Genomic DNA, 26,615 nt, shown 5'->3' with positions numbered 1-26,615 from the left:
GAATTGGCGGAAGAACATAGGAGTCGAACCTACCCAGGACTGCTGGCAGCCCTACCCGGATTTGAAATCCGGACGCCTCACCGGAGACGACGTTCTTCCAATAGAAGACCTAGGGATAATAGAAAATGCACCAAGATGATTCAAGGCGATTTGCATTTAGTTAATGGGTTTGTGATATAGGTCTTAAATTATCATCAAACTAATTGTTTTTATTTGGTTTTATAGTTTTGGCGAGGCGATATGGAATATCATTCACATGAAGTGGTTACCGAAAAAAACGTGATCCTGTTAGAGGATGGAGACGCATCCGAGCTCACCGACTATTTAGCCAATGAGGTGAGAGTTGCACTGGTCTATAACGGCATCTCACATACCGTTATGTTAGCCAGCCCGCAAGACTTAGAAGCCTTCGCTATCGGTTTTACACTGTCCGAACGTATCGTCTCTCATGTCCGTGATATCAAGGGCGTTGAGCTCGAATTCACCCCCGAAGGCGTGTTGATCCAAGTGGAGATCAACCAAAGGTGCTTCATGGAGCTTAAGCAGCAAAGACGCAACATGGCAGGGCGCACAGGGTGTGGATTGTGTGGTGTCGCCCAGCTCGAAGAGGCAGTTAAGCCTGTGGTTAGCGTCGACTCAGATGCCAGATTTAACATCGATTATTTAGGGGTAGCACTCGCGCAAATTAAAGATAATCAACAGCATTTTAAGGTGACGGGAGCCACTCATGCGGCCATGGGGCTTAACCATCAGGGACAGATCATTGCTGCCTATGAAGATATAGGCAGACATATCGCACTAGACAAGTTAATTGGCGCATTCAGTGCTCACCATGTTGAGCGCCCGGTGGCAGCGTTGCTCACCAGTCGAGCGAGTTTCGAAATGGTGCAAAAGGCCGCCAGTGCCAATATCCAAATTCTGTTTGCTATGTCCGCCGTGACCTCACTGGCGTTGGAATTAGCAGAGAAAAGCAATATCACGCTTATCGGTTTTTGTCGCAATGGCAGGGCGACGCTCTACACCCACGGCTATCGACTGTTGGGACAGCATAGTACCCGCTTAGCAAAAGCCATTTAAGCGTGAGGCCAGGTGCGATTGATGCTATTGATTCCAATGGCTCGATCGCTGTGGCTCTCAGGTTATAAGCGCATTGCGCTTATTTTTTTTCTAGTCTCGTTCATTAGGGTAATGACATGACATGGCAACAATTTAAACAAGAATATTTAGTCCGTTTCTGGGCGCCAATGCCAGCGGTGATCGCTGCCGGTATCCTTTCCACCTACTATTTTGGTCTGACCGGCACCTTCTGGGCCGTGACCGGCGAGTTTACTCGCTGGGGGGGCCACTTGATGCAGTTTTTCGGTGCAAACCCTGAAACGTGGGGATATTTTAAGGTGATAGGTCTAGAGGGATCTCCCTTGGATCGTATCGATGGCATGATGATTATCGGTATGTTTGGTGGCTGTATCGCGGCGGCGCTGTGGGCCAACAACGTCAAACTGCGTATGCCGCAGAGCCGTACTCGTATCGCTCAGGCGCTGATTGGCGGCATTATTGCTGGCTTTGGTGCCCGTTTGGCGATGGGCTGTAACCTTGCGGCCTTCTTCACGGGGATCCCGCAGTTCTCTTTACATGCGTGGTTTTTTGCGTTGGCAACGGCGGCAGGCTCTTACTTTGGGGCAAGGTTCACCTTATTGCCCATGTTCCGCATCCCGGTCAAACTGAAAAAAGTCGATAGAGCGACATCTATCAAGCAGGACGAAAATCAGGCTAGACGCCGTTTCCGTATCGGCATGTTAGTGTTTGTGGCGATTGTGGGTTGGGGGCTGTTGACTATGTTTAATGCGCCTAAGCTGGGTATCGCACTGCTTTGTGGTGTTGGCTTTGGTCTGTTGATCGAGCGGGCACAGATCTGCTTTACTTCGGCGTTTCGAGATATGTGGATCACCGGCCGTACCCATATGGCCAAGGCGATTATCTTAGGTATGGCGGTGAGTGCTATCGGGATTTACAGCTATGTGCAGCTTGGGGTACCGCCAAAAATCATGTGGGCCGGCCCTAATGCGGTGATCGGCGGTTTGCTGTTTGGTTTTGGTATTGTACTGGCTGGTGGTTGTGAAACCGGTTGGATGTACCGCGCGGTTGAAGGCCAAGTGCATTTCTGGTGGGTCGGTTTGGGTAACGTGTTAGGGTCGACCTTGCTGGCTTATTACTGGGATGATTTAGCTCAGCCATTGGCCACCAACTGGGATAAAGTGAATTTATTGACCAGCCTAGGTGATAAGGGCGGCTTATTGCTGACCTATGTGTTGTTGGCGCTCTCCTTTGGCGCTATGTTGTTATGGGAAAAACGTTTCTTTGCTCGCAAGGCAAAGCGCGATGAACAATTGCTAGCGGAGGCGGTGTAATGAACCAATATGTTCCTGATTATCAACTCGATATGGTGGGTGAACCTTGTCCTTATCCTGCGGTAGCTACTTTGGAAGCCATGCCTAAGTTAAGGTCTGGCGAGATATTAGAGGTGATCAGTGACTGCCCACAGTCGATTAACAATATCCCTCTCGATGCCAAAAATCATGGTTATAAGGTGCTGGAGATTGAGCAGAATGGTCCCACCATTCGCTATCTTATTCAGCGCTGAACCATAGGTGATTTAACCTAAGTAACAAAAGGGGATATCAAGCTCAAGTTGCGATCTGATGATGGTTTTATCATGTTAATCGCATAAGGCTTGGAAAAAAGGGCTTGCGATATTCAAGTGCTATTATGATGAGTATAGGTGTCGTGTCGCTGGCACCTATACTCATTATTAAAAAATATTTTTAATCAATTGGTTGTATTTGTCTCAGGAGAGATGGTTGTACCATCGACTTGCTTATAGGCCGCTTTAGTATGGCTAATGGGCATTAAAGGTTAGGCATAGATTTTTTATCCGAAGTTTCTTACAGAGGCTCCAGCTTCAAATCGTTATTTTCCCAAATAAGTCAATCCGGCCAAACTGATCTGCTGCAACCTATTGATGATACAACGACAAGCCATAGCGTTTAGGGTTGAAGTCGCCATCGAACATGCGCAATACTAGCTAAATGCTTGGTTGTGTTTTGTGCGTTAGATGAGTTCCAGATGTTAAATACGACTGAGTTCGATACGAGTCGAGTTATTACGCGCGCGCGACCAATAGTCCGCTACTTCGGAGTTTAAAAATGGATATAAAACTCATCACATTAATGTGTAGCTTAGCGTTGTCGCCAGCGTGTTTAGCGCAAACGTATCTTTTTAAGAACGTACATATTTTTGATGGCAGCAGTGCCAACCTGTCTTCAGCAAAAAATGTCTATATCGAAAATCAACACATAAAGAAAATCGAAAATTACACCAGTGAAACGCTAAACGCATCGGTAGAGGGAGTCGTTATCGATGGGCAAGGTAAAACATTAATGCCCGGTTTAATCGATGCACATACTCATTTAATGCTTGCTGGATTACCACAGCAAACTTTACTCTTGGCCGATCAAGGTTTTATTAATATTGCTGCCGCAAAAACTGCCTCAGAGATGCTACAACGGGGTTACACCAGCGTGCGGGATCTGGGGGGGCCTGTATTTGGCCTAAAGCTTGCCATCGATAAACACATTACCACTGGCCCACGTATTTGGCCGTCTGGCGCATTTATTTCTCAAACCGGTGGTCATGGTGATTTTCGCTTACCCAATGAGCTCATTGCGACCGATGTAGAACATACTCAAGCGGTTAAAACGGGTACAACCACCATTGCCGATAGCCCAGCCGATGTGCGTAAACACGCTCGAGAACAGCTGGCATTGGGGGCTTCGCAAATAAAAGTGATGGCTGGGGGCGGGGTGTCGTCGCTATATGATCCTATCGATGTGACACAATATTCAGCAGAAGAGATTCGTGCAGCCACAGAGGCCGCCGCAAATTGGAATACCTATGTAACGGTACATGCCTATACGCCAAAAGCGATAAATCGTGCTATCGATGCTGGCGTAAGATGTATTGAGCATGGACAACTCATAGACGAAGTGACGGCTAAACGTATTGCTAAAGAGGGGATTTGGTGGAGTTTACAACCGTTTACCTCAGATCGTAAATCAACATTTGCCGAGGGATCAGAGCAACGTAAGAAGCAGCTTAAAGTCGAAGAGGGCACCCTAACGGCGTTTAAACTGGCTAAAAAATATAAGGCCAAAGTGGCGTGGGGTACAGACATTCTTTTTAATGCTGAACGCCTACAAACCCAGACGGCTCAATTAACCCGTTTAACCGAATGGTATACACCATTTGAGATCCTCAAAATGGCTACTCATGATAATGCGCAATTACTGATGATGTCTGGTGAACGCTCTCCCTATAAAGGTAAACTTGGCGTGGTTGAAGAGCAGGCATTGGCCGATCTCTTGCTGGTTGATGGCGATCCTATCGATAATGTTAAGTTATTAGAATCAAAAGATAATATTAAAATCATCATGAAAGACGGCATAGTTTACAAAAACACCTTATAGGCAGAATTTTAAAGTGACAGGCACGGATTAATTTAGGGCAATTTATACTTAATCGTCTGCTATTAACGATAGTTATTTCGGATACCTGTACCTGCCATTATCATTTGGCTTAGTCGTTATTGGAAAAAGCGTCACAAAAACGGCCGCTGAGTATGACTCATCGGCCGTTTAGTTTAGATGGCTAGCAGTTGAGTCATTGAGATTTATTGTTCGGCTTTTATATCACGCAGCGATGTTGCAGCACTGTCATCACCATTACCTGCGGAACCGTTATGAGAATGATGCGTTTCTGTCAGTCGGCGCATCAGGGGGAGTACCGCAAGGGCTGTAAAGGTACAAACCACAGCTGCTATACCTAATTTATTGAATAGACTGGTATAGACGGGTAAGGTTTGCAGTGGATTGAGAAACGTAGACAGCCATCATTAATGGCGCAGAAGTAAACCTCCGGCTATGCTTTGATTGATGAGCATTGAACAAGGAGGTTTTTATGCTACGCCCTCGCAGTACTCAAATTAGTTTGGAAGACACTCCCTATTATCATTGTTGTAGCCGTGTTATTCGCCGTGTGTTCTTATGCGGAGAAGACCAATACACAGATAAAAACTATGACCACTCCAGAACAAATATTGTCCACCCGAAAAGTGAGTTTGCTTAGTATTTGTAATAAAATTACATGCTGTGTGCATTGGTGTTTTTGAGTTGAGTCAATTTGTCAGTTTATGATTATATTTTATGTCAGGATATGGTTTTATTTCTTAGCTAAGTTATTGAAAGGTTGAAGCAGTCTATGTCAGCTTATGCTTCCAGCGACAAGGTGCTCTTGCTTTTTTACGCGATGTGTTCAACGGCATTTCTATCTGTGTTCCCGCGACTCCTCCTCTACTATAAAAAATATTCAGCGTCCGGCCCGCGCTAAATTTGTTATTTCAGAGTCCCATATCGTTAACATTGCTGTGGCGAAGGTTATTTGTGCTTTAACTGCAGTGATGGAGGCATCTGATCAGGGTTGTGTTGGCAATAATTAACAGTCGGCTGGCGTAAAGTACTGTGTTAAATGAATATTTTAACATGTCAGCAAGGCTTGTTACACAGCGTTACATTCAGCGTGAATTAATCCACCTTTTAACATTCTTATCAAATATAATCCCGCCCAAATTAAGGTCAACGTATCCCTTTTGTCGACTATTGCTCAGTGAAGTGAAGGTTTACAGGAAGGGGTATGTCTAAAATAATCACCAATAGTGATATAGAGAAATATGAATCATAGAATTTTACAATGGTGCAGCACGTTGTGGTGCTTGCTGCTTTTAGGGATGAGCTCTTTTGCTTATGCAACGCCTGATTATAATTTTTCGCTGACAAAAGAAGGGTTCACTGCACAACAGACGTACCAGATTATTGGAGATGCAACGTTTGTGGCTGCATTCGCATCTCAAGGTAGTCAAACTAAATTACTCAAGTTCACCAATGATTCTGGTCAGCGACTAACCCGCTGTAATATTTCAAAGAGAGGTTTAGAATTAACGTTCGAAGCTAACAGCACTTGCGATACAGACTCATATGACACGACATTGGAAGCCGGTGACTCTTGTACTGTTGCTGTGACTTACACGCCAAAATCTTACGAGCCATCCACCCCACAGGTGCAATTATATTGTAACGATGTTTTGTGGGCGGGTGAGGATAGCACTACTAATATTCGGCCCACCTTTATTATTGAGGGCCATGGTTCAAATCCTAGCCTTACCGTTAATGCTACTGCAACTAGCTCTGGTGTGAAAAGCGTAAGCCCAACTTCGGCTGTGCAGGTTATATCGGGGCAGAAAGCCTATTATGACGTCGTTGCTGAAACGGGATATACCATCTCTCAGCAGGTAACAGGAACTTGCCCTGCGGGTACCTTTAATTCTGGTCGTTACTCAACAGGGGCTATCGTCGCTGATTGTACTGTCGGTTTCTCGGCGGTACTTCCTCAATATGAACAGTCCTTCAATAGTCTTGGTGGTTCACCTGTTGCCTCAATTATTGCTGATTTTGGTACAGCGCTCACTGCGCCGACTAGTCCGACCCTTGCGGGTTACAGCTTTGCTGGTTGGACCCCAGCGTTACCAGCGACGGTACCAGCAAAGAATGCGACGTACACGGCGCAGTGGACTATTAACAGCTATAGCTTAACTTTTGATAGTGCTGGCGGCTCAGCGGTGGCACCTATTAGCGCTAATTTCGGTGCTGACATCGCTGCACCAATGTCACCAACGCGTGAAGGTTACACCTTTGCTGATTGGAGCCCTGAAGTGCCAGAAAAAGTGCCAGCAGCAAATACGACATATACAGCGCAGTGGGCAATTAACCGCTATAGCTTAAGTTTTGACAGTGCCGGCGGCTCAGAGGTAGCGCCTATTAGCGCTGATTTCGGTGCAGCTATTACCGCGCCTGCAGACCCTATTCGTGAAGGTTATACCTTTGCTGATTGGAGCCCTGAAGTGCCAGAAAAAGTGCCAGCAGCAAATACGACATATACAGCGCAGTGGGCAATTAACCGCTATAGCTTAAGTTTTGACAGTGCCGGCGGCTCAGAGGTAGCGCCTATTAGCGCTGATTTCGGTGCAGCTATTACCGCGCCTGCAGACCCTATTCGTGAAGGTTATACCTTTACTGGTTGGAGTCCTGCAATGCCTGCCACTATGCCTGCGCAAAATCTGATGCTAAAGGCGATGTATGAGCAAATAGAGCTGACGGTTACGGCCTCTGTCTCTGGTGATGCAACCATTAGCCCTGCTTCTCAGCAAGTGAATTATGGCAGCGCCGCAAGCATCGAACTGACGTTGGCTGATAGCGACGATATTGTATCCCTGTCGGGCTCATGTGAAGCCGCATTATCAGGCAGCCAAGTGATCACGTCAGCCATTACAGAATCTTGTGATGTAGTCGTCACCGTCCACCCTTCAAGTACAGTTGAAAAAGATACCGATGCGATACTGGGCAGTAATGGTACTAGTCGCTTTAAGTTTAACGGTGGTGCTGGCGACAAGTCGCTTGGCAGCGTGAGTGTATTGCGCGCGGGTGTGGAGTCTGAGCTGGCGTTTGAAGACGCAACAGCCCTGCTAACACTGCAAGAGGATGGTAGTTATATATTCAGTGCATCGCGCACGGGTCGTTACACTTTATACTTTGTCGATACGGTCTCTGGTGAGCAGATTGCCGTGGTTTATAACGTCTTTCCTTACCTTGCCTTTACGGCTAGTCAGCAACCAGTGCAGCAGGGTGTGACAACAAGGGTGCAAGTGTGGCTTAGTGATGAGCCTGTGGAGTACCCAGTCACCGCCACTGTGTTAACAGCAGGTGTTACCGAGGAGATGGAGCGGATTGAATTGACTGCAGCGCATCAGTTACTGCGCAGTTATGAAGTCAGTGCGGCGGCTACCACTGCACAGCTATCGCTACAAGATGAGGGCGTAACACAGGCCCTATTAGGTACGCCAGCAGTGCATCAGCTAGCTGTGCAGGCATTACCGCCAGCATTAGCGTTGACAGCAGCGGTGCATCAAAATGGCGTGGCAACCTCTGTTGTTAACCAGACTGATGGCCTAGTGGTATTGTCGGTCGGTGAATTGAGTGAAGCGGGTGTGAGCTACCATTGGACATCGTCAGACTTGGCCTTGCAAGCTGCGGGCGCAAGTGCCAGCTTTGATCCCTTGGTAGTGGCAGAGGGGTCCTATAATGTTACTGTGACGGCTGAGTCAGACGATGGCCGTCAGGGTCGGTACGATTTGACTCTGCGAGTGATAGTAGACTGTCCGGTCGCCAGTTGTGTGGGTATTACTAGCTCAGGTATTCCGGCGGCAGAAAACAATGTGGCAGCGATGCCAAACCGTTTACCTATTTGTCCTAATGTGCCGCTAGATAACCGCGTGGGAACATGTCAGGTTGAAGGCACAGAGCACTTGTACGCTGAAGTGCCTAATCAGTATCAGTTGGCGCTGGGCGTACTTACTGGGGAGCAATCTTGGCGTTCAGGGCAATTTGGTATTGCACTGAACGATGAGACATTGCTCGACAGTGATTTTGTGCAACATGGCGTAGTGCTTAACTTCGATGTGCTTGGCTTAGCCAGCCCTGGAGAGGCGGTGCCAGTGGCCATTCCATTGCCTGCAGCGACAAGTATTCCAGCCGATGCGGTATGGCGTAAGTATATCAATGGTCAGTGGCAAGAATTTGTGGTGGATGCGGCAAATCGCATCGACAGTGCCGCTCGTGATGCGTTGGGTCAATGCCCTGGTGTGTCGTCAGACAGCTGGACGACAGGATTAACCGCAGGCCATGGCTGCGTGCGCTTAATCCTTGAAGACGGAGGTCCTAATGACGATGATGGCGTCGCAAACGGTGTGATCCGCGATCCAGGTGTATTGGCCGTGGCTAAGGCGGTAGTGCCACCAACAGAACCCGAGCCTAGCGAAGGTGTCTCTGTCAGTTCAGGTGGTGCAGTAGGCGGAATGTTTACCGGCTTGCTGAGCTTGATGGTGCTGTGGCGACGTCGTATGGTATTGGCAGCGGTGTTGCTGCCAACGATGGCGTCGGCTAACGGCCTTTACACTGGTGTAGATGCGATGGCAGTGCACACTGATGTCAGCTCAACAGATGTCACCGCCGCTATGCAGGGGGCTTGGCCAACAAGTACCGCACAGGTAAGTGATGAGCTGCGCACTGGTTTTCGTGCTTATGCGGGTTATAAGGTTTTGCCTAGCGTCTCATTTGAGCTGGCATGGGTGGATCTTGGCCGTGTTAACACTCAGTTTGGCAACATAGCGCCACAAGGCGAACTATCAGCTTTGGGGGGGGGGATCCCCTTATCGGGTGAAGGTGTCGAAGGTAGTGTCATTTTACAGCCTTGGGTCTATAAAGACCTTATTACCCCGGGGCTGAGGATCGGGGTGCTGCACCTGACCAGCGACAATGACTTTACCACCACCAGTGAGCATTATAGAGAAAGTGATAGTGATAACGTATTGGTGGTTGAGGTTTTTGCTGGGATAAAGTTAACCGATAGATGGCAGGTCAAAGCTGGGGTGAGTCGTTATGATACCCGCCCTTATTTGACCTATAGCGCGCAAGTGGGGTTACAGTATACCTTCTAGCGGGCTAAGTTTTAGCGAGTAACATGTACCCCCTTCCTCTATAGGTGACTATTGGGGAAGGGTTTTTTATAGTTAATTGCATTTTTTTACGCAAGCGGGAGACTAAAATGTCCAGCGCCCGCCCCTCCTTATCACAGGTATCAATATCAAGAGCTTGAGTGAGCTTATAGCGTGATACGATTTTGCCCTGTTGAGCGATAAACTGCAGTAGCAGTTGATGCTCGTTAGTGCTGAGTTGGCAGCTGTATTGATCTTGTTTTAGCTCCCGGCTTTCTAAATTTAAGCGATAATTGAGAAATAATAATTCTGAAGAGGGTTCTTTTCTGGGCTGCATTCTTCGCAGCAGAGCTTGTATTCGCAGCAGTAACTCATCTGGATTGATTGGTTTACAGATATAATCATCAGCTCCGGTTTTAAGTCCTTGAATTCTAGCTTGTTCAGAACTATTGGCTGAGATAAAAATTTTACCTGAAGGGTTGTTGTTTTGATGTAGTTCTTCGAACAAGTTTAAGCCCGAGCCATCAGGCAGGCCGACGTCACATAAAATGATGTCGATTGAGGTAGGCTCATTTTGAATGATAACGTTGCGGGCCGAGCATAAATTGGCGACAGCCATAACCGTAAAGCCTGACTGCTGTAAAAAATGGCTTAAGCCTTCACGTAACCAATTGTCATCTTCTACTAGTAAAATACTGTTATTTTTCATCTTTTATTTTGTTGTTTGGTAGCAACTTCTTGGTTGAGGGCCGTTAATGCTTCGTTAAGGTGCTGCCTGAGCTGTGGTAAATAGTGGGTGATGTCAGTATTACTCTGAGTTAGGGCATTACATACATGAGCCAGCTTTGGCATACCAAGTGTAGCGGCTTTACCTGCCAATTGATGAATTAAGGGAGTTTTTATCCTAATAAGAGGATTGTTGAGCTTAGCGAGTATATCTGTTGTTTCATTATTTAGTTGCGTAAGCTGTTGCAGCATTGAATGGGCAGGTATAAAGCGAGCCAATTGCCAAAACTGTTCGCGGTTGAAGACTTGGATAACCCTGCTTGTCTCTAAGATTGCATGTTGTAATTTTTTAATATCAACAGGTTTATGTAGTATTGCTTTCACCCCAGCAGCCAAGCAAACCAGCTCTGTCTCTAGTGCAATATCGGCTGTAATAATACAGGTCTGGGGTAGCAGAGGATTGGTTTTTTTCAATTGTTTGAAAAAGGAAAGGCCATCACCGTCAGGCAGATTCAGGTCGAGCAGCAGTAAGTCGAATGACTCGCTTTGCAGTCGCTCCGTTGCCTGCGCCAAGGTACCCACCATAGAACATTCATGTGATAAATAATCCAGCATGCCAGATATGACTTGTTGATTGAGGGGGGCATCTTCAACCACGAGAATACGTAGTGGCGCTAACGATGTTTCCGTGGTGGCTTGTGGTGTGAGTTTAGGTTGCTCGACGGCAGGCAGTTGCAAAGAAAAGTAGAAGCTGCAACCTTTATCGGTGTTGCTGCTAAAGGTCAGCTCAGTCCCCATAGTGTGGAGTAACTGCTGCGTAAGCGCTAACCCTAGTCCAGAGCCTTCTTGCTGCAGGCTCTGCCAAATGGCTGTAATACTTTTTCTTGCTCATGAAGTGGGATGCCAATGCCTTGATCACTAATACTAATACGATAGTTTGCATTCGTATTTGCTGGCTCAATGCTCAACTTCACCGTACCACTGTCACTGTATTTTATGGCATTTGATAGTAGGTTAGTCAGTACTTGGCGAAGGGCTACGCTGTTTATCATCACTTGCTGGGGAGCTTTTTCCGTGACGAACAGAGCTAAGGTTAACCCTTTGGCTTGAGCTAAGTGCCTGAAAGTGTCGAGAAAGCGTTGTAGCCATGGACGTAGTTCGATGAGTTGTGATGATGTGCTATCGGCAATAGAGTTATGTTCTGCCTCGGCTTGCCGCAGTATGTGCTGATTAATCATAGAGAGCGACTGGCCTGCTTCGGCGATCAGCTCACAGTCATATCGCGCTTTAGGATCGTCTAATTCTTTAGCCAGCAATTGTGCTTTACCTACAATGGCATTTAATGGGGTGCGAAATTCATGACTTAAAAAGGCCAGTAACTTTTTTTCTTTATCAGCGATATCGACAGCTTCACGCTGTAATTTTTGAATATATAGATATTGCTTTTCATTACAGAGTAAAAAGAAGCAGAATATCATGGCAAAACAGATAAAAAAGGGGATGCCGTCCATAAGCTGTATCATTATAATATTAAAGCTGCTGTTGTTATGTAGTTCAACACATAATACGCTCGTTAATCGATATGCTATGAGGGTTATTCCTGCGCCAATCACGACATAAAATAGTGATGCAGCAACCTTGTAATGGTTTTGTTTGTAACGAATAATAGTCATGATAATCAAGCCATTAATTACCATGTAGGTTATGTTGAATATAATTATTCTGACTTGAACATTGGGTTGCAAGTAGGTGAAATAGACATACAGCACACTAAACAAAGCGATCCCGCAAAATAATGGCACACGCTGATATTTGCGTTTGAAGAAAGCGAATATACCGCCCAATTGTAATAGCATTGCCATTAAAAACAGATGATTGGTGATGATAACGCCAAGCCATGTAGGTGTGCTTTGCTGAGTGCTAAAAAGCAGTAGGGCTAAAGAAAAAATGGTGGTGCCAAGCGCCCATAAACCTACACCGGGTATCCCCCTGTTGGCGTGGTACAGTAGCCAGCAAAAAAATGAACAGATGAGGCAGAGCACTAAGGTGGAGGTGGAATTAATAAGCAGATCAGCCATGGCTTACCTATGTAAGGATGTATACACCCCTATGGTTAGAGTCGTGCCATCAGTTCAGATTTATTTTACCTCCTATAATAAATCGCAATGGTTAAATAAGAAAGAATTTATCATGCTTAAGTATTGTGGCTCTTGTCACCCATCCTTGTCACCCATAGAGAAGCTCGCACCCCTTTACCATTTAAGTTCTTATAAAATAAGTCGCATCAACAGATATATAGTTATGCTGTTAGTGAAGATAAGCGATTAAACCGTTCGCGGTGGCTTTTAAGTGATTATTTAGATTTCACTCAGGAGCTTGCTTACTGTTTGATTGATTTTTAAGTGTCGAAGATCATTAATATTGCCATAGAGCATTACCGTTAATGGGTGATTATTATTGATCTTATCGACGTGTTCATTAATGTTAAGCGCATTTTTAGCGGGTTTTGGGCTGCTCACATAGTGTCTTAGGCTGTCTTTTTCCCATTTATTTTATTACCAATTAAGGAGCTATTTATGATCGAATTAGGACAAGCATTACCTGCAGCCACGTTAGGGCAAATAACTGACGATGGCATGGTTAATCACGATGTGACCGAGTTATTTGCTAACAAAAAAGTGGTGTTATTTGCCGTGCCAGGGGCGTTCACTCCCACCTGTTCGGAGGCGCACTTACCAGGTTATGTGGTATTGGCCGATGAGTTTAAGGCCAAAGGGTCGATATTATTGTCTGTGTGGCGGTTAATGATGCCTTTGTGATGAAAGCTTGGGGTGAGGCGCAAAATGCCACTGAGTTGATGTTGCTCGCCGATGGGGATGCTAGCTTTACCCAAGCACTAGGATTAACCATGGATACTGGCGCGTTTGGTGGTATTCGCTCGCAGCGCTACGCCATGGTGATCGACAATGGTGTGGTAACACTGCTGAATATTGAAGCGCCTAAAAGCTTTGAGGTGAGCAAGGCTGAAGTGGTTCTTGCGGCGTTGTAAGCCCAATTGGCATGTGAATCAAGGGGCATGGCCCCTTGATATTACCGTTTAAAAATAATGCACGTATTCGACAGCTACGCGATAGAGGGTGTCTTCGAAGCCTAACAGATCAAGCTCGTAATCGCGGCTGATATATTGGCTAGTAAAATGTAATAGGTTGTTGGCGTTAGCTAGCGGTGTGACCACCTCTACAGTAAAGCGGTCCATGGTGTAAAATTGGCCAGCGTCATAATGCCAGTTACCATCAAAATGGGTGAGTTTTACGCCCAGTTGCACGCCCGAATGGGCAAAAGTGTATTGATTGCTCCACTCAAGTAAGTAGCCAAATCCTGTACGATTAAGGGGCTCTTCACCGCGCCCCATCTCTTCTCTTGGCCAGTCATCATCTTTTTCTTCTTCGCTGTAACCGACCCCGGCAATCAAGCCTAAATCGTAGTGATTAACGTCGCTAAAGCGACGGTTAAGTGACAAGCCCACCACCGCCAGTTGCTCATATTCTTCCAATTGTTGGCTATTGTAATGGCCTTCATAGCGGCCATGTAAGCTAACAAGATAGGCGTCATCTTGGCCAAAGGTGGCGAAAGGGCGCTGGTAACTGGCACGTAAATCCATTGAGTCACGATAGCGGTCATTATCGTATTTCTCGGAGTCGCGCTCAACATAGTAGGTGGCGCGGGCACGTACATAGTTTTGGTTTAGTTGGTAGGTATTGTCATAGCGTAAATCGTCCCAAATCAGTGAAATACCACCACCTCGCGACATAGAGCTAAATTCTGAGTCAGGGTAAGACTCAAGCCCTGCGATAAGAGAGGCTGCCCAAGGGGAGTCCTCTGCCTGTGCTAGGCCGGGAATGCAGAGTACGCCTGTAAGCGCCATTATCATGTATCTGTTCATGATGGATCCATTTGGGTGAGTAAATCCAGTTGTCGGAATTAAACACTAGCATAGCCGTTAACCCATTGGCGATATTTTAAGCGTAATAGGCATCACCTAATTATTACCACTGATATTACTATTCTAAAGGTAGCCACACCTGGGCATGTAGGCCGCCTTCGGGGCGATTGGTTAATAGGATCTGCCCTTGATGACGGTCGACAATGCGCTTGATGATAGCCAAGCCTAAGCCCGAACCGACACTGCCTCTGGCGCTATCTCCTTGGGTAAAAGGTTGAAAAAGATCGGGGATATGCTCAAGCGGAATTCCCGGTCCGTTATCTTCTACGCAAAAACCGACCCGTTTAGCCTCGGCGCAGGAGCTGATTTTGACCCAGCCATTACCGTAGCGGAAGGCGTTTTCGACTAAGTTGGCAATCACCCGCTTAATGGCCACGGCCTGCATGGGGACATCGGGGCAGGGCTGTAGATCTAGGATTATCTCTGCATCACGTTTCGACTCGGCATTAGCCACATCTTCGAGCAGGGCGTTAATTTGCCCCGGCTCTCGGTTGCTTTGCTGATCTTGGCGGATATAGGCGATAAATTGATTGATGATGGCATCCATATCTTCAATGTCGTGCACTATGCCCTCTTTGAGGTATTCATCTTGCTCGACCATCATCTCGGTGGCGAGACGGATACGGGTGAGTGGCGTGCGCAGATCGTGTGAGATCCCCGCCATTAACAGGGCGCGATCTTGCTCAAGCTGCTGCATGCTGCGCGACATCTGGTTAAAGGCGTTGGTTACCTCGATAATTTCGGTCGAACCGCTGGGCGGCAAGGGGCCGGGATAGTCGCCACGAGACACCGCAATGGCCGCTTTTTGTAGCCGCTTTAACGGCTTGTTTTGCTTGCGGGCAAACCACCAACCGCCGGCAACACTCAGCGCGCCAATCACAATTAAATACAGGGTTAATGGCGATAAGCCAAATTCGTTAAAGCCCGTTAGCGGCACTTTTATCCACACCGACGGGGCTTGCGGTGGGCGGATCCACACCTCAAATTCTTGACCTTGGGCGATGCGCACTTCGGCCTTACCGCCTAAATGCTCCGACATCTGCGACGACAACAAACTGTAATAGACGGCGCGGTCGATCCCCGCCTCTCGTGCTTGTTTGGGATTGTATATCTGCATGCCATCATCGCGAACTTTGGCGTTGAGGGCATCGACAATGGTTAAGTGCTCACGCCCCACATCAATACCATCGACAAACAGCAGCTTTACCTGGCGGGCGATGAGTTGGTTGATCTGTTGGTAAGTTGGCTGAATAAAATAGACTGCCACCGACAGATAAGAAACCAGCTGATTGACCAGTAACAAGGAGCCAATCAGCAGTACGGTTTGGCTAAATGCGCTGCGGGGCAGTAGCCGTTTTAGCCATATCATTGGATGAGTCGTATCTGTACTGGTGTGAGCATAGCTTAGCGCCGCGCGGCCCCATCGGGTACAAATACATAGCCAAGTCCCCATACGGTTTGGATATAGCGTGGGTTAGCGGCATCTTTTTCAATCAGGCGGCGCAGGCGTGACACTTGCACATCGATAGAGCGCTCTAACGCCGAGTAATCGCGGCCTCGAGCGAGGTTCATCAGTTTATCTCGCGACAGAGGTTCTCTGGGGTGACTGACCAAGACTTTAAGTACGGCAAATTCACCACTGGTGAGCGATATAGCCTCTTCGCCGTGATGCATTTCGCGCGTGGCTAAATTAAGGGTAAATTCACCAAAGTTGATCTCCTCCTCTTGTTGTGTCGGCGCGCCGGGGACCTCTGGGGTCTGACGGCGCATCACAGCTTTAATACGGGCTAAGAGTTCACGCGGGTTAAACGGCTTGGGCAGGTAGTCGTCGGCGCCCAGCTCTAAGCCGATAATACGGTCGACTTCGTCGCCTTTGGCGGTCAACATCACTATGGGGATGGTATTACCTTGCTGGCGCAAGCGACGGCAGATAGATAAACCGTCTTCACCGGGTAGCATTAAATCGAGCACTAAAAGGTGGAAGTTTTCCCGTTCGAGTAATCTGTCCATCTGCTCGGCATTAGCGGCACTTCTAACCTGATAACCTTGCTCCATCAGGTAACGCTCTAGTAAGGCTCTAAGCCTCATATCATCATCGACGACGAGAATTTTAGAGGTTTCTTGTCCCATGCTGTTATCCCTTATTGACGTAGTATGAGTGATTCATTCAGTTACTCAACTCGCTGATATTAATTATTAATCTTATATGCTTGCTTAATATAGCCGTTTTGCCATTTAAATGACTAGTGAGATTTTTGTTTGCTCAGGACACCTGCTTGAGCATATTAAGACTGAGTTACTTATAATTAGCTGATATTTAGATAGATTGTTGCTAACTTGCCCGCCGCTATGAAATTGTAACCAAATTGAAGGGGGCGGCAGCGCATCCCGCGTAAGCCCCTTGTGTTCTCTGTCGCTCGCTAGGTATCATCTGCCATTGACGGTAGTATCCCGACTAAAATTGAGTGATTAAGCTAAATGCAGAATAAATCCAGTAATGATATGAAAGCTATGTTGATCACCCGTGAAGGGTGGCAAGCACTCGATAGAGAGCTTAAATACCTGTGGAAAGAGTATCGCCCCGAGATCACCAAAAAGGTGCAGGAGGCGGCCGCACAAGGTGATCGTAGTGAGAACGCCGATTACACTTACAATAAAAGACTATTAAGACAGATAGATAGTCGAGTTCGCTACCTAGTGAAGCGGGTGGAGGATCTTAAAATCGTCGACTATTCGCCCCAACAAGAGGGTAAGGTCTTTTTTGGTGCCTGGGTTGAGCTCGAAAACGAGGCGGGAGAGGTGGTGCGCTATCGGATTGTCGGTAAAGATGAACTCGACACTAAGCTGGGCTATATCACCATCGACTCGCCAATGGCGCGGGCGCTAATTGGTAAGCAGGTCGATGACGAAGTGGTGGTCAGCACGCCACAAGGCGATAAAGTCTGGTATATCAATAAAATCCAATACCAACCATTTGAGGCGCAGTAACCTCTGAGCCACAGCGATAACCCCAAAGTGCAGGTTATCGCCAGTTTTGGCCATTAAGCGCTAACGCTTGTGGTAAAGCCAAAGCCTGTTTTCGCAGGCTTTGGTGGTTTTTGTCGAGGCAACACCGTACAACTTAGTCGATGGCTGTGGTATCTTTGGCGACACGAAATCTACCAATTTAGGCTCGATGTATTCTATGCAAAATATTGCACAAACCATCGCTCAAGAACTCAATGTTCGTGAGCAGCAAGTGACAGCAACAATCACCCTATTGGATGACGGCGCAACGGTTCCTTTTGTGGCGCGCTACCGTAAGGAGGTCACAGGTGGTTTAGATGATACCCAGTTGCGTACCTTATATACGCGTTTAGGCTATTTACGTGACCTAAATGATCGCCGTAAGGTAATTTTGTCGAGCATCGACGCCCAAGGCAAACTGACGCCAGCTTTGCAGGCGGCCATTAATAACGCCGACAGCAAGACCCGCCTAGAAGACCTCTATCTGCCTTATAAGCCTAAGCGTCGTACCAAAGGGCAAATTGCCATCGAAGCGGGTATCGAGCCTTTGGTTGATCAACTATTGCAAGACCGTCAGGCCAATATCGACGCAGTTGCAAGCCAATATATTAATAGTGACGCCGGCTTTAGCGATGCCAAAGCCGTGCTCGATGGCGCGCGTTTTATCTTGATGGAACGCTTCGCCGAAGATGCCGAATTACTGCATAAAGTGCGCCGCCAATTGACCCAGCAGGCACAACTTGAGAGCCGCATGGTCAAGGGCAAGGAGAAAGAGGGCGCCAAGTTTAGAGATTATTTCGAGCACAGTGAAAAGCTGACTCATATTCCGTCGCACCGCGCCTTGGCTATGCTACGTGGGCGTAACGAAGGCGTATTAAGCCTAAGCATGAACGCCGACCCAGATACAGATGGGAAACAAGGCAGTTACTGTGAAGTGATCATTAGCGACCACTTTAACCTTAAACTCGGCGACAGCGACGTTGATCAGTGGCTCAAACAGGTTGTCACTGCCACTTGGCGAATTAAAATTGCCCTGCAGATGGAAACGGAGTTTATTGCTAAGCTGCGTGAGCAGGCCGAAACCGAAGCGATTAATGTGTTTGCCCGTAATTTAGGCGACTTATTGATGGCCGCGCCTGCGGGGGCTAAGTGTACATTAGGGCTAGACCCTGGTCTGCGCACTGGGGTGAAAGTTGCTATCGTCAACAATACAGGTAAGTTGGTCGCTCACTCGACCATCTTTCCTCACGCCCCGCAAAATCAGTGGGAAAAGTCGATTCGTACCCTGTCTAACCTAGTTAAAATGCACAAGGTAGAGCTGATCGCTATCGGTAACGGTACCGCGTCGCGGGAAACCGACAAACTGGCCGCCGAGCTGATCGCTGCTGTGAAAGCCGATATGCCAACCTTGACCAAAATTATGGTCAGTGAAGCGGGCGCCTCTGTTTATTCGGCTTCTGAATTAGCCGCCGAAGAGTTTCCAGAGCTGGATGTGTCGATCCGTGGTGCGGTGTCTATCGCCCGTCGCCTACAAGATCCCTTGGCTGAGCTGGTTAAAATCGAACCAAAATCGATTGGTGTCGGTCAATATCAGCACGATGTAAGCCAGAGCCAATTGTCACAATCGCTTGAGGCGGTTGTTGAAGACTGTGTTAACGGCGTCGGCGTCGACTTGAATATGGCCTCCATGCCGTTATTGGCGCAGGTGGCAGGACTCAACAAAACCTTAGCGCGTAACATTGTCGAGTATCGCGATCAGCATGGTCAATTTACTAGCCGTAAGCAGCTGTTAAAAGTCGCTCGCCTAGGGCCTAAGGCCTTCGAGCAGGCCGCCGGATTTTTACGCATTGTCGGTGGCGATAATCCACTCGATGCCAGCGCCGTGCATCCAGAAGCCTATAGCGTTGTCGAGACCATGGCTAAGGCGCAGCAACAGGCGGTTGATGCTTTAGTGGGTAACAGCGAGCTGCTTAAACAGATTGATGCTAGCCGTTTTATTACCCCTGAATTTGGTTTACCCACGTTAAACGATATCTTGAGCGAACTGGAAAAACCGGGCCGCGACCCCCGTGGTGAGTTTAAAACTGCGGTGTTTAAAGAGGGGGTTGAGCAGGTAAAAGATCTTAAACCAGATATGATCTTAGAAGGTGTGGTGACCAATGTGACCAATTTCGGCGCCTTTGTTGATGTGGGTGTGCATCAAGATGGCCTAGTGCATATTTCATCGTTAACCGACAAGTTTGTCAGCGACCCCCATACAGTGGTGAAGGCTGGCGATGTGGTTAAAGTGAAAGTGATGGACGTGGATGTGGAGCGTAAACGGATCAGCTTGAGCATGCGACTCGATGAAAAAGCTGCCGACAAAGCGCCGAGCCCACGCCCGAGCAATACCAAAACCCATAAAGGCGGCCAAGGTAAATCGACGCAAAAAAGCCAGCATAAATCGTCCCAAGCTCCAGCGAATGCGGCAATGGGCAATGCGTTTGCCGATGCTTTTGCTAAATTGAAAAAGTAATTTTCATCAAACTTTCATCATAAAAACCGAGGCTTAAACGCCTCGGTTTTTTTATGTTTGTTAATCATCAAAACATTGGTGAAACATTTGCCGAACCTATTTGTTACTTTTATGTCAAAAAGTTGCCTTATCGGCTTTGGGCCGATGATAAGTGCTCCGTTAGAAGGGCATCGATATTAATGACATTTTGTTTGGGAACGCTATGAGTAACAGATCGACAACTGCAGGGCCGTTTCGCGCCATCCTCTATTTTGGATTGATCGCCTTAATCATTACCACGTTAAGCCGCATTGGTTTGGGGCTGTGGCAGGCCGAACGGGTCGCCGCCGTTGAGGGTTGGTCACACCTGCTCATTCAGGGATTGCGAGTCGATATTGCCACCTTGTGTTGGTTGTGGGGCGTGGCGGCCTTAGGCACGGCGCTGTTGAGTGGCGATCATTTTGTTGGTCGTTGCTGGAAACCACTGTTACGAGTCTGGTTGACCTTAGGGTTGTGGTTGCTGATTTTTCTTGAGCTTTCTACCCCCTCTTTTCTTGAAGAGTATGGCGTGCGCCCCAACCGACTCTTCGTTGAATACCTTATCTACCCTAAAGAAGTGTTGTCTATGCTGTGGACGAGCCGCAAAGGCGAAATTTTCTTAGGCCTGTTAGTGAGCAGTGTCAGTTTGTTGGGAGGCTGGAAACTGAGTGGTCGCTTATTACGTAATGTGCAATATCCACGTTGGTTTTGGCGTCCGGTATTGGCAGTACTGGTTATTGCAATCACCCTATTAGGTGCGCGTTCGACCTTAGGGCACCGTCCACTTAACCCCGCTATGGTGGCTTTTGCCGATGACCCATTAGTTAATTCCTTAGTGATTAACTCCGCCTATTCGCTGGTATTTGCTATCGATCAAATGTCTAATGAGGCCAAGGCCTCAGCAAGTTACGGTAAACTCGACGAGCAAACCATTATCGATACGATTCGTCGTGAAAGTGGCCGCCTCCTCAGCGCCTTTAGCTCTGATACCTTGCCTAGCGTGACGTATAACCAAGCCAGTTACCAAGGTAAGCCTAAGAATCTAGTGATCATCTTGCAAGAAAGCCTAGGGGCTCGCTTTGTGGGCTATTTAGGTGGATTACCCTTAACTCCCAATATCGATGCCTTAGCTCAAGAGGGGTGGGCCTTTGATAGGCTCTATGCCACCGGAACGCGTTCGGTGCGCGGTATTGAGGCTGTGATTACCGGCTTTACGCCAACACCAGCCCGCGCTGTGGTTAAGTTGAGTAAGAGTCAAACTGACTTTTTTACCATCGCGGATCTCCTGAAATATCATGGCTATGAGACACAATTTATTTATGGCGGCGAGAGCCACTTCGATAATATGAAAAGCTTTTTCTTAGGCAATGGTTTTAGCCATATTGTCGAGGAGAAAAACTATAGCGATCCTATGTTTGTCGGTTCATGGGGCGTGTCAGATGAAGATTTGATGCATCGTGCCAATCAAGAGTTCGAGCAGTTCCACCAACAGGGCAAGCCGTTCTTTAGTTTGGTATTTAGCTCGAGCAATCACGAGCCATTTGAGTTTCCCGATGGCCGCATCGAACTGTACGAACAACCCATGCAGACGCGCAACAATACCGCTAAATATGCCGACTTTGCCATTGGTGAGTTCTTTAAGTTGGCCAAGCAGTCCAGTTACTGGCAAGACACCCTGTTTGTAGTGGTTGCCGATCATGAAAGCCGCGTGGGTGGCGGGGCGTTAGTACCTATCTCTCATTTTCGTATTCCGGCGGTGATTGTGGGCGAGGGCATTGCGCCTAAGCGTGATAATCGAGTGGTTAGCCAGATTGATCTGGCTCCGACCTTGTTGTCACTTATGGGGGTTTCGGCCAGTTATCCTATGTTGGGCCAAGATCTCACCTTAGCCGACCCCAATTGGCCGGGACGCGCCTTAATGCAATACGATAAAAATATGGCGTATTTGCGTGGCGATGATGTGGTGATCTTGCAACCCGATCGCGACCCAAGTGGTTATATTTATGATTTTGAAAATAAAAAACTTGTCCATAATGAGCAAAGTGATGAGATGAAACAGGCTGCGCTCTCTTGGGCGTTATGGGGCAGTTTGGCCTACCAAAAGCAGCTTTATCAAACTCCGCCCCAGAACGAACCCATCACACCTGCATCAGCAGCGACGGTGCAAGCGCCCTAATAACGGGGGAATCGCTCGGCGCACTTGACTCAAACAAAATTTTACCCGTGCCGAAATATGCGGGTTTTTTATGGGTGATATTTAGCTTGAATGCTAGATATAAGTCGACAAGCCGGGTTCACTTTGGGGGAGTGTTTGGGTTTGATAAAAGCTGGCAATGTGAGCCGAGACACTTTGATAAAACGCCGGCGCCTCATTCGTCAGACGATGAGTGCTTTTTGTTACTGCAGTAGGATGTGAGAGTGGCACATTGCGAATATCGCTGCGTGCAAGTGCAGGTTTAAATAATGCTGGCCGAGATATCGTAGCAGTGTTGGGTCGCTCTTGTTGTTGCTGCTGTTTACCTTCATGTTGTTGCTGACCGCCGCCACCTTGCTGTTTGGGCTGCACTTTTTCATTTAGTTTAGATTGAATATGGGTCTGATCGGCAGCACGTTCATTTTGGGGGTTAAACGGGCGTTCTTCATTGCTGCGTGCTAGCTGAGGTGCAGGGATGATGGGGGGGCGTTGGTGGTTTTCTACCCGCGCGCTATCGGTGGCGACGTTGGTCGTCGCGATAGGTACTTGGGGATAGTTGGTGACCACTAACATTAGATAGACTCCGGCTGCAATGCCTAAATAATAAACAGTTTTTACCAATAGTTAAAGTAATTGTTAAATTATGTTGTCAAGCCAGCTCAGTACGCCATCAGCAAAAGGCACAGGATGGGATAAAAACGGTGCATGAGCCGCCTTGGGTAAGATCAGATCTTCGACGCGGGGCGACCCCTTAGGCATTAAGGGGGGCACTCGACGGGGCACCAATCCATCTAAGCGCCCCCACACTCTTAGCCATGGCAAGTCTAATGTCGTTACAGCTTGGCGTAAGTCGACGTTGCTTAACATCTGGAGTCCCTGTTTGAGGGCAAGTGCATCGGGCAAAGGTTTAGCCATGACTAAGTCACGTAGTTGCTTGATATCTTGCTTGGCCGTGGCGCTGCCCATGGCTTGAATGGCTAAAAATCGGTCGACCATCTTGCCTAAGTCTTGCTCGATCTGAGAGGAAAATTGGGCCAGCACCTGCGGGGCGATGCCCGGCCAAGCTTCACTGTCACGCGCCATAAAACAGGGGGAAGAAGCTATGGTCAATAAGGCGATGACCCGTGCGGGATAGCGTATGGCGGCTCGTGTGGCAATCAGCCCTCCCAGTGACCAGCCCGCCCAGATGGCTTGTGTGGGCACTTGGGCGGCTATCGCATCGACCCAAGTGTCGATGTCACCCGCTAAGGGGTGGCTATCGCCAAAGCCTGGCAGATCGACATAATGCACGCAGTAATTCTGAAAAAGGGGATGCAACGGCTGAAATACCGCGTTGTTAACGCCCCAGCCATGTAGCATGACGATAGGCGTACCTTGACCTATAGTTTGAATATGCAAGGATTGCTGACTCACAATATGCCCTCATTATTACCAAAGTTACTTCGCCCACTGCTATTGCGCCGCGTTATCGCCACGTGCCAGCAATTATTGGCCGCTAGTTTACCCAATCGCTGTTTGATGTGCCATCAGACAGTGGCTGCCCCTTATCGGGGGATCTGCGCCTGCTGCCTAGAGATAAGCTTGTACCAAACGCCAACGTGCTTAGGTTGTGGCCGAACGTTATTGCTACAAAGTTGCTATTGCGGTGCATGCCAGCATAGCCAGCCGTTAGTGGTCATTGCACCGGCCAGTTATCATCAGGGGCTTGGGGAGCTGGTGGCGGGCATTAAATACCGCGCCGAATTAGCGGCGCTGGATATGTTAGTGATGGCCTTGGTTGAGCGTATTAAACAATTACAACGCTTGGGATTAATACGCTTGCCTCAGGCGATGATTGCGGTGCCGCTGCATCCAAATCGTTTACGTCAGCGTGGCTTTAATCAGGCATGGTTAATTGCCGATACCCTTAGTCACCAACTAGGGATCCCCATGCTCGATAACGTGTTGGTGCGTAGGGTCGATACCCGCCCGCAAGCTGGCTTAACCGGTAAACAGCGGCGCCGCAATCTCGCTGACGCCTTTATTTTAACTGAGCCGATTAATTATCAGCGTATCGCCCTGATCGATGATGTCGTCACCACTGGCACCACGGTGCAGTCGATAGCCGAGCTGTTTGCCGCTCACTATATTCATCTGCAAGTGTGGTGCCTCGCAAGAGCCGAAGCGCCGGGGCTGCTCGAGTGAGTTAGTAACCGCTGCGGCGCCACTTACGGTATTTACTGTGTACCCCACGGGTAAAGGCGGAGGAGTACTCTTCTAACACATCGACGCCATACAATATGGCTACAACCACTAACGATAGCTTGATGGCGACGAGAGGGTCGATCACCGCGATGCACACCCCAATTGCGGCGAGCGCCCAAATGGCCGCTGCCGAGGTGACGCCCACCACGACTCCCTCTTTGGCTAACATCACCCCAGCGCCAAGAAAGCCAATGCCGGTGACCACTTGGCCTATGATACGCGAGGGATCTGAGATGCTGGTCGATATTGTCATCGACGCCGCGATAAAGATGTAGGTACCCACGACGATAAGCGCAGAGGTTCTTATGCCTACAGGTTTACCCCGTAGCTGTCGCTCAAGACCAATAATCACGCCGCAGATGATGGCACAGGTCATGGATCGCCAACTAAAGGGATCAATGGAAAACAGTGCATCGAGGTTCATGCTTAACTTCCTAAAAATGTGCACAGAGCAGGTGTTGTGGGAGACTTACTGGTAAGTGCCATGGCGTGAAAAATACCGTTCACTTATGTCAGTGGGTCTATTTCGGCGAGTGTCGGCTCAAACGCTTGCGCTGTCAATAGGGGGCTTGGGATATAATTGTCATGCCAGTTGCTGGCGTAAGGGGCACACTTGTCGGTGGGGCTAGGTTGAGTTTGCTGCTATATGGTAACGCTGAAAAAGGGCGCTGCGACAGCAAGCGCCCTTATGTGTAGTCTGGTCAGCTTATCGGTTACGCTGTCTTATCTTGAGTGTACTTGTCCATGATTAATGCACAAGCGGCATCGCCAGTAATGTTGAGCGAAGTTCTGATCATGTCGAATATCCTATCTAAGGCAAACAGTAGCGGTAGGCCGTCGATGGGAATACCAGCGGCCAGTAATACTGCAACCACTAGGAACGAAGGCCCCGGCACACCGGCTTGACCGATCGCTCCAAGCGTCGAGGTGAAGACAATCGCTGTATAGGCGGTCAGCGACAGGTCGATGCCATACATCTGTGCAAAAAACATCGCCACTAGACCGTAATAGATGGCATTACCACTCATGTTAATCGTCGCGCCTAAAGGCAACACGAAAGAGGCGGTCGCCTTAGAGACCTTCAGCTCTTGCTCACAGGTTTCCATGTTAACTGGCAGAGTCGCCATCGATGATGCGGTAGATAATGCCATCACTTGGGGTTTTTTCATCGCGCTAATAAATTGTTTGGCGCTGACCCGAGAAAACAGCTGCACCAGCAGAGGGAAGAACACAAACCCAAACAACAAGATAGCCACAACAAATACCGCAAATAACTTAAACACCACTTCTAGGGCATCGAAACCAAAGGTGCCGACTGAATCTGCCATCAGGCCAAACACCCCGATAGGAGCGATGATCATCACGCAATTAATCATCCACACAAACGCATCGACTATGGTGTTAAGCACGCTCAAAATTGGTTTGGCGCCATCGCCCTTGACCTTAGTCAGTGCAATGCCGAAGAAGATGCTAAAGACCAATATTTGTAAGATGTTGCCACCTGTTAGCGACTCAAATACATTGGTTGGGATCATGCCGATAAAGGTGTCCATCACCCCCGGCAGTGCGCCATGCTCTTCGGTGACTGTCATCAGTTTTCCACTACTGTGAGCGGTAAAATCGATGCCTAGGCCAGGTTTGAACAGGTTGCCCATCACTAAGGCTAGGCTAACCGCTGCACCGGAGGTGAGAATAAAGAAGCCAAATGTGCCGATACCGATTTTCCCCGCCGATGGGCTGTCGCCTAGGCTTGCAGCACCAGAAATGATGGAGACTAGGACTAGTGGGATCACTAACATTTTGATGAGGTGAATAAAAATGGTACCTAACGGTGCAAAAATGCTTGCGTCTTCGCCCATTAAAAAGCCGACGATCGCGCCGACAAACATGGCGATAACGACTTGTACACCGATGTTACGCATGAATTGATTGGTTTTATTTGCCACAGTGGCCTCGTTTTAATCGTTATATTAATGAATCGAGTGGATGCGAGTAAGGCTAAGCCTTACTGCGGGAGCAGAGTCTAGCACTTGTGTGGTCATTGAGCTGTGAAAAATTACTCAGCCTGACGAGCAAATAGCCAAATTCGACTTCAAGTTAGATGTTTATTGAGAAAAGTGCAATTTTGATGTGCTTAAATTGATGATTATTCAAATTAGGGGCAGTTTTTAAGCCCTTGATTGAACAAACTCATGATGTTGCGAGTTATTTGAGCGTTATCGTGTTTACGGTTTTAGGTTATGGGGGGAAT

At 48.0% G+C, this 26,615-nt stretch carries 19 protein-coding genes, 1 tRNA gene and 3 pseudogenes; 11 read left to right on the top strand and 12 right to left on the bottom strand.

The window, feature by feature from the left end:
• Positions 1–4 precede the first annotated feature (4 nt).
• Positions 5–99 (bottom strand) — tRNA-Sec (locus tag DN599_RS18650).
• A 141-nt stretch (positions 100–240) separates the two neighbouring features.
• Here DN599_RS18650 and fdhD point away from each other — a divergent pair.
• The 4 genes from fdhD (at position 241) to DN599_RS14680 (ending at position 4,523) form a co-directional block, all read left to right on the top strand.
• A complete protein-coding gene (gene fdhD / locus DN599_RS14695; protein WP_110458335.1) occupies positions 241–1,077 on the top strand; it encodes a formate dehydrogenase accessory sulfurtransferase FdhD in 837 nt (278 codons plus the stop codon).
• A gap of 116 nt (positions 1,078–1,193) precedes the next feature.
• Positions 1,194–2,408, top strand: a complete 1,215-nt coding sequence (gene yedE / locus DN599_RS14690; protein WP_110458334.1) for a selenium metabolism membrane protein YedE/FdhT — start codon at positions 1,194–1,196, stop codon at positions 2,406–2,408.
• The gene (gene yedF / locus DN599_RS14685) at positions 2,408–2,641 is read left to right on the top strand and encodes a sulfurtransferase-like selenium metabolism protein YedF (RefSeq protein ID WP_110458333.1); all 234 of its coding nucleotides are present in this window, start codon (positions 2,408–2,410) and stop codon (positions 2,639–2,641) included. Before yedE ends, yedF begins: the two co-directional genes overlap by 1 nt.
• Before the next feature lie 562 nt (positions 2,642–3,203).
• Entirely contained in the window at positions 3,204–4,523 is a 1,320-nt protein-coding gene (locus tag DN599_RS14680; protein WP_110458332.1) for a metal-dependent hydrolase family protein, read from the top strand.
• Positions 4,524–4,726: 203 nt separating this feature from the next.
• Here the strand turns inward: DN599_RS14680 and DN599_RS14675 are convergent.
• Positions 4,727–4,930 (bottom strand): annotated as a pseudogene (locus DN599_RS14675) (MFS transporter); the annotation flags it as partial.
• 83 nt (positions 4,931–5,013) lie between these two features.
• On the opposite strand from DN599_RS14675, the pseudogene DN599_RS18955 reads away from it, so the two are divergent.
• Positions 5,014–5,148, top strand: a pseudogene (locus tag DN599_RS18955) (transposase); the annotation flags it as partial.
• Positions 5,149–5,941: 793 nt separating this feature from the next.
• Positions 5,942–9,661 (top strand): InlB B-repeat-containing protein, encoded by a 3,720-nt coding sequence (locus tag DN599_RS14670; protein ID WP_162599220.1) that lies wholly within the window; start codon positions 5,942–5,944, stop codon positions 9,659–9,661.
• Between the two features lie 4 nt (positions 9,662–9,665).
• Here the strand turns inward: DN599_RS14670 and DN599_RS14665 are convergent, their stop codons facing one another.
• From DN599_RS14665 to DN599_RS14655, 3 genes are all read right to left on the bottom strand, one after another.
• A complete protein-coding gene (locus DN599_RS14665; protein ID WP_110458330.1) occupies positions 9,666–10,367 on the bottom strand; it encodes a response regulator transcription factor in 702 nt (233 codons plus the stop codon).
• Entirely contained in the window at positions 10,364–11,041 is a 678-nt protein-coding gene (locus DN599_RS14660) for a response regulator (RefSeq protein WP_162599219.1), read from the bottom strand. Before DN599_RS14660 ends, DN599_RS14665 begins: the two co-directional genes overlap by 4 nt.
• 173 nt (positions 11,042–11,214) lie before the next feature.
• Positions 11,215–12,462, bottom strand: coding sequence for a sensor histidine kinase (locus tag DN599_RS14655; RefSeq protein WP_110458328.1), 1,248 nt, complete (start codon positions 12,460–12,462; stop codon positions 11,215–11,217).
• A gap of 498 nt (positions 12,463–12,960) precedes the next feature.
• On the opposite strand from DN599_RS14655, the pseudogene DN599_RS14650 reads away from it, so the two are divergent.
• Positions 12,961–13,433 (top strand): annotated as a pseudogene (locus DN599_RS14650) (redoxin family protein).
• Positions 13,434–13,481: 48 nt separating this feature from the next.
• On the opposite strand, the gene DN599_RS14645 reads toward DN599_RS14650, so the two are convergent.
• The 3 genes from DN599_RS14645 to ompR all read right to left on the bottom strand — a co-directional run bounded on the left by DN599_RS14645 (position 13,482) and on the right by ompR (position 16,517).
• Positions 13,482–14,327 (bottom strand): hypothetical protein, encoded by an 846-nt coding sequence (locus tag DN599_RS14645; RefSeq protein ID WP_110458327.1) that lies wholly within the window; start codon positions 14,325–14,327, stop codon positions 13,482–13,484.
• A 118-nt stretch (positions 14,328–14,445) separates the two neighbouring features.
• Positions 14,446–15,756, bottom strand: coding sequence for a two-component system sensor histidine kinase EnvZ (envZ, locus tag DN599_RS14640; RefSeq protein ID WP_110458326.1), 1,311 nt, complete (start codon positions 15,754–15,756; stop codon positions 14,446–14,448).
• Positions 15,757–15,791: 35 nt separating this feature from the next.
• Positions 15,792–16,517, bottom strand: a complete 726-nt coding sequence (ompR, locus tag DN599_RS14635) for an osmolarity response regulator transcription factor OmpR (protein ID WP_110458325.1) — start codon at positions 16,515–16,517, stop codon at positions 15,792–15,794.
• 372 nt (positions 16,518–16,889) lie between these two features.
• On the opposite strand from ompR, the gene greB reads away from it, so the two are divergent.
• The 3 genes from greB to DN599_RS14620 all read left to right on the top strand — a co-directional run bounded on the left by greB (position 16,890) and on the right by DN599_RS14620 (position 22,102).
• Complete coding sequence (greB, locus tag DN599_RS14630; RefSeq protein WP_110458468.1) at positions 16,890–17,375, top strand: transcription elongation factor GreB; 486 nt, start codon at positions 16,890–16,892, stop codon at positions 17,373–17,375.
• A 196-nt stretch (positions 17,376–17,571) separates the two neighbouring features.
• Positions 17,572–19,908 (top strand): Tex family protein, encoded by a 2,337-nt coding sequence (locus DN599_RS14625; RefSeq protein ID WP_110458467.1) that lies wholly within the window; start codon positions 17,572–17,574, stop codon positions 19,906–19,908.
• 202 nt (positions 19,909–20,110) lie between these two features.
• On the top strand, positions 20,111–22,102 hold the full coding sequence (locus DN599_RS14620) for an LTA synthase family protein (RefSeq protein WP_110458324.1): 1,992 nt from the start codon (positions 20,111–20,113) through the stop codon (positions 22,100–22,102).
• Between the two features lie 93 nt (positions 22,103–22,195).
• Here DN599_RS14620 and DN599_RS14615 read toward each other — a convergent pair whose 3' ends face one another.
• Together DN599_RS14615 and bioH are read right to left on the bottom strand one after the other, a co-directional pair.
• A complete protein-coding gene (locus DN599_RS14615) occupies positions 22,196–22,693 on the bottom strand; it encodes a hypothetical protein (RefSeq protein ID WP_110458323.1) in 498 nt (165 codons plus the stop codon).
• 63 nt (positions 22,694–22,756) lie between these two features.
• Entirely contained in the window at positions 22,757–23,533 is a 777-nt protein-coding gene (gene bioH / locus DN599_RS14610; protein ID WP_110458322.1) for a pimeloyl-ACP methyl ester esterase BioH, read from the bottom strand.
• A gap of 3 nt (positions 23,534–23,536) precedes the next feature.
• Between bioH and DN599_RS14605 the strand changes: the two genes are divergently transcribed.
• A complete protein-coding gene (locus tag DN599_RS14605; RefSeq protein WP_110458321.1) occupies positions 23,537–24,304 on the top strand; it encodes a ComF family protein in 768 nt (255 codons plus the stop codon).
• 1 nt (position 24,305) lies between these two features.
• Here DN599_RS14605 and DN599_RS14600 read toward each other — a convergent pair whose 3' ends face one another.
• Positions 24,306–24,788, bottom strand: a complete 483-nt coding sequence (locus DN599_RS14600; RefSeq protein WP_110458320.1) for an MgtC/SapB family protein — start codon at positions 24,786–24,788, stop codon at positions 24,306–24,308.
• Positions 24,789–25,077: 289 nt separating this feature from the next.
• A complete protein-coding gene (locus DN599_RS14595) occupies positions 25,078–26,286 on the bottom strand; it encodes a dicarboxylate/amino acid:cation symporter (RefSeq protein ID WP_110458466.1) in 1,209 nt (402 codons plus the stop codon).
• Positions 26,287–26,615 lie beyond the last annotated feature (329 nt).

Origin of the sequence: Shewanella algidipiscicola (genome assembly GCF_900380485.1) — a bacterium.
In the GTDB taxonomy this organism is placed as follows: domain Bacteria; phylum Pseudomonadota; class Gammaproteobacteria; order Enterobacterales; family Shewanellaceae; genus Shewanella; species Shewanella algidipiscicola.
This window is presented reverse-complemented; position numbering and strand designations above follow the sequence as displayed.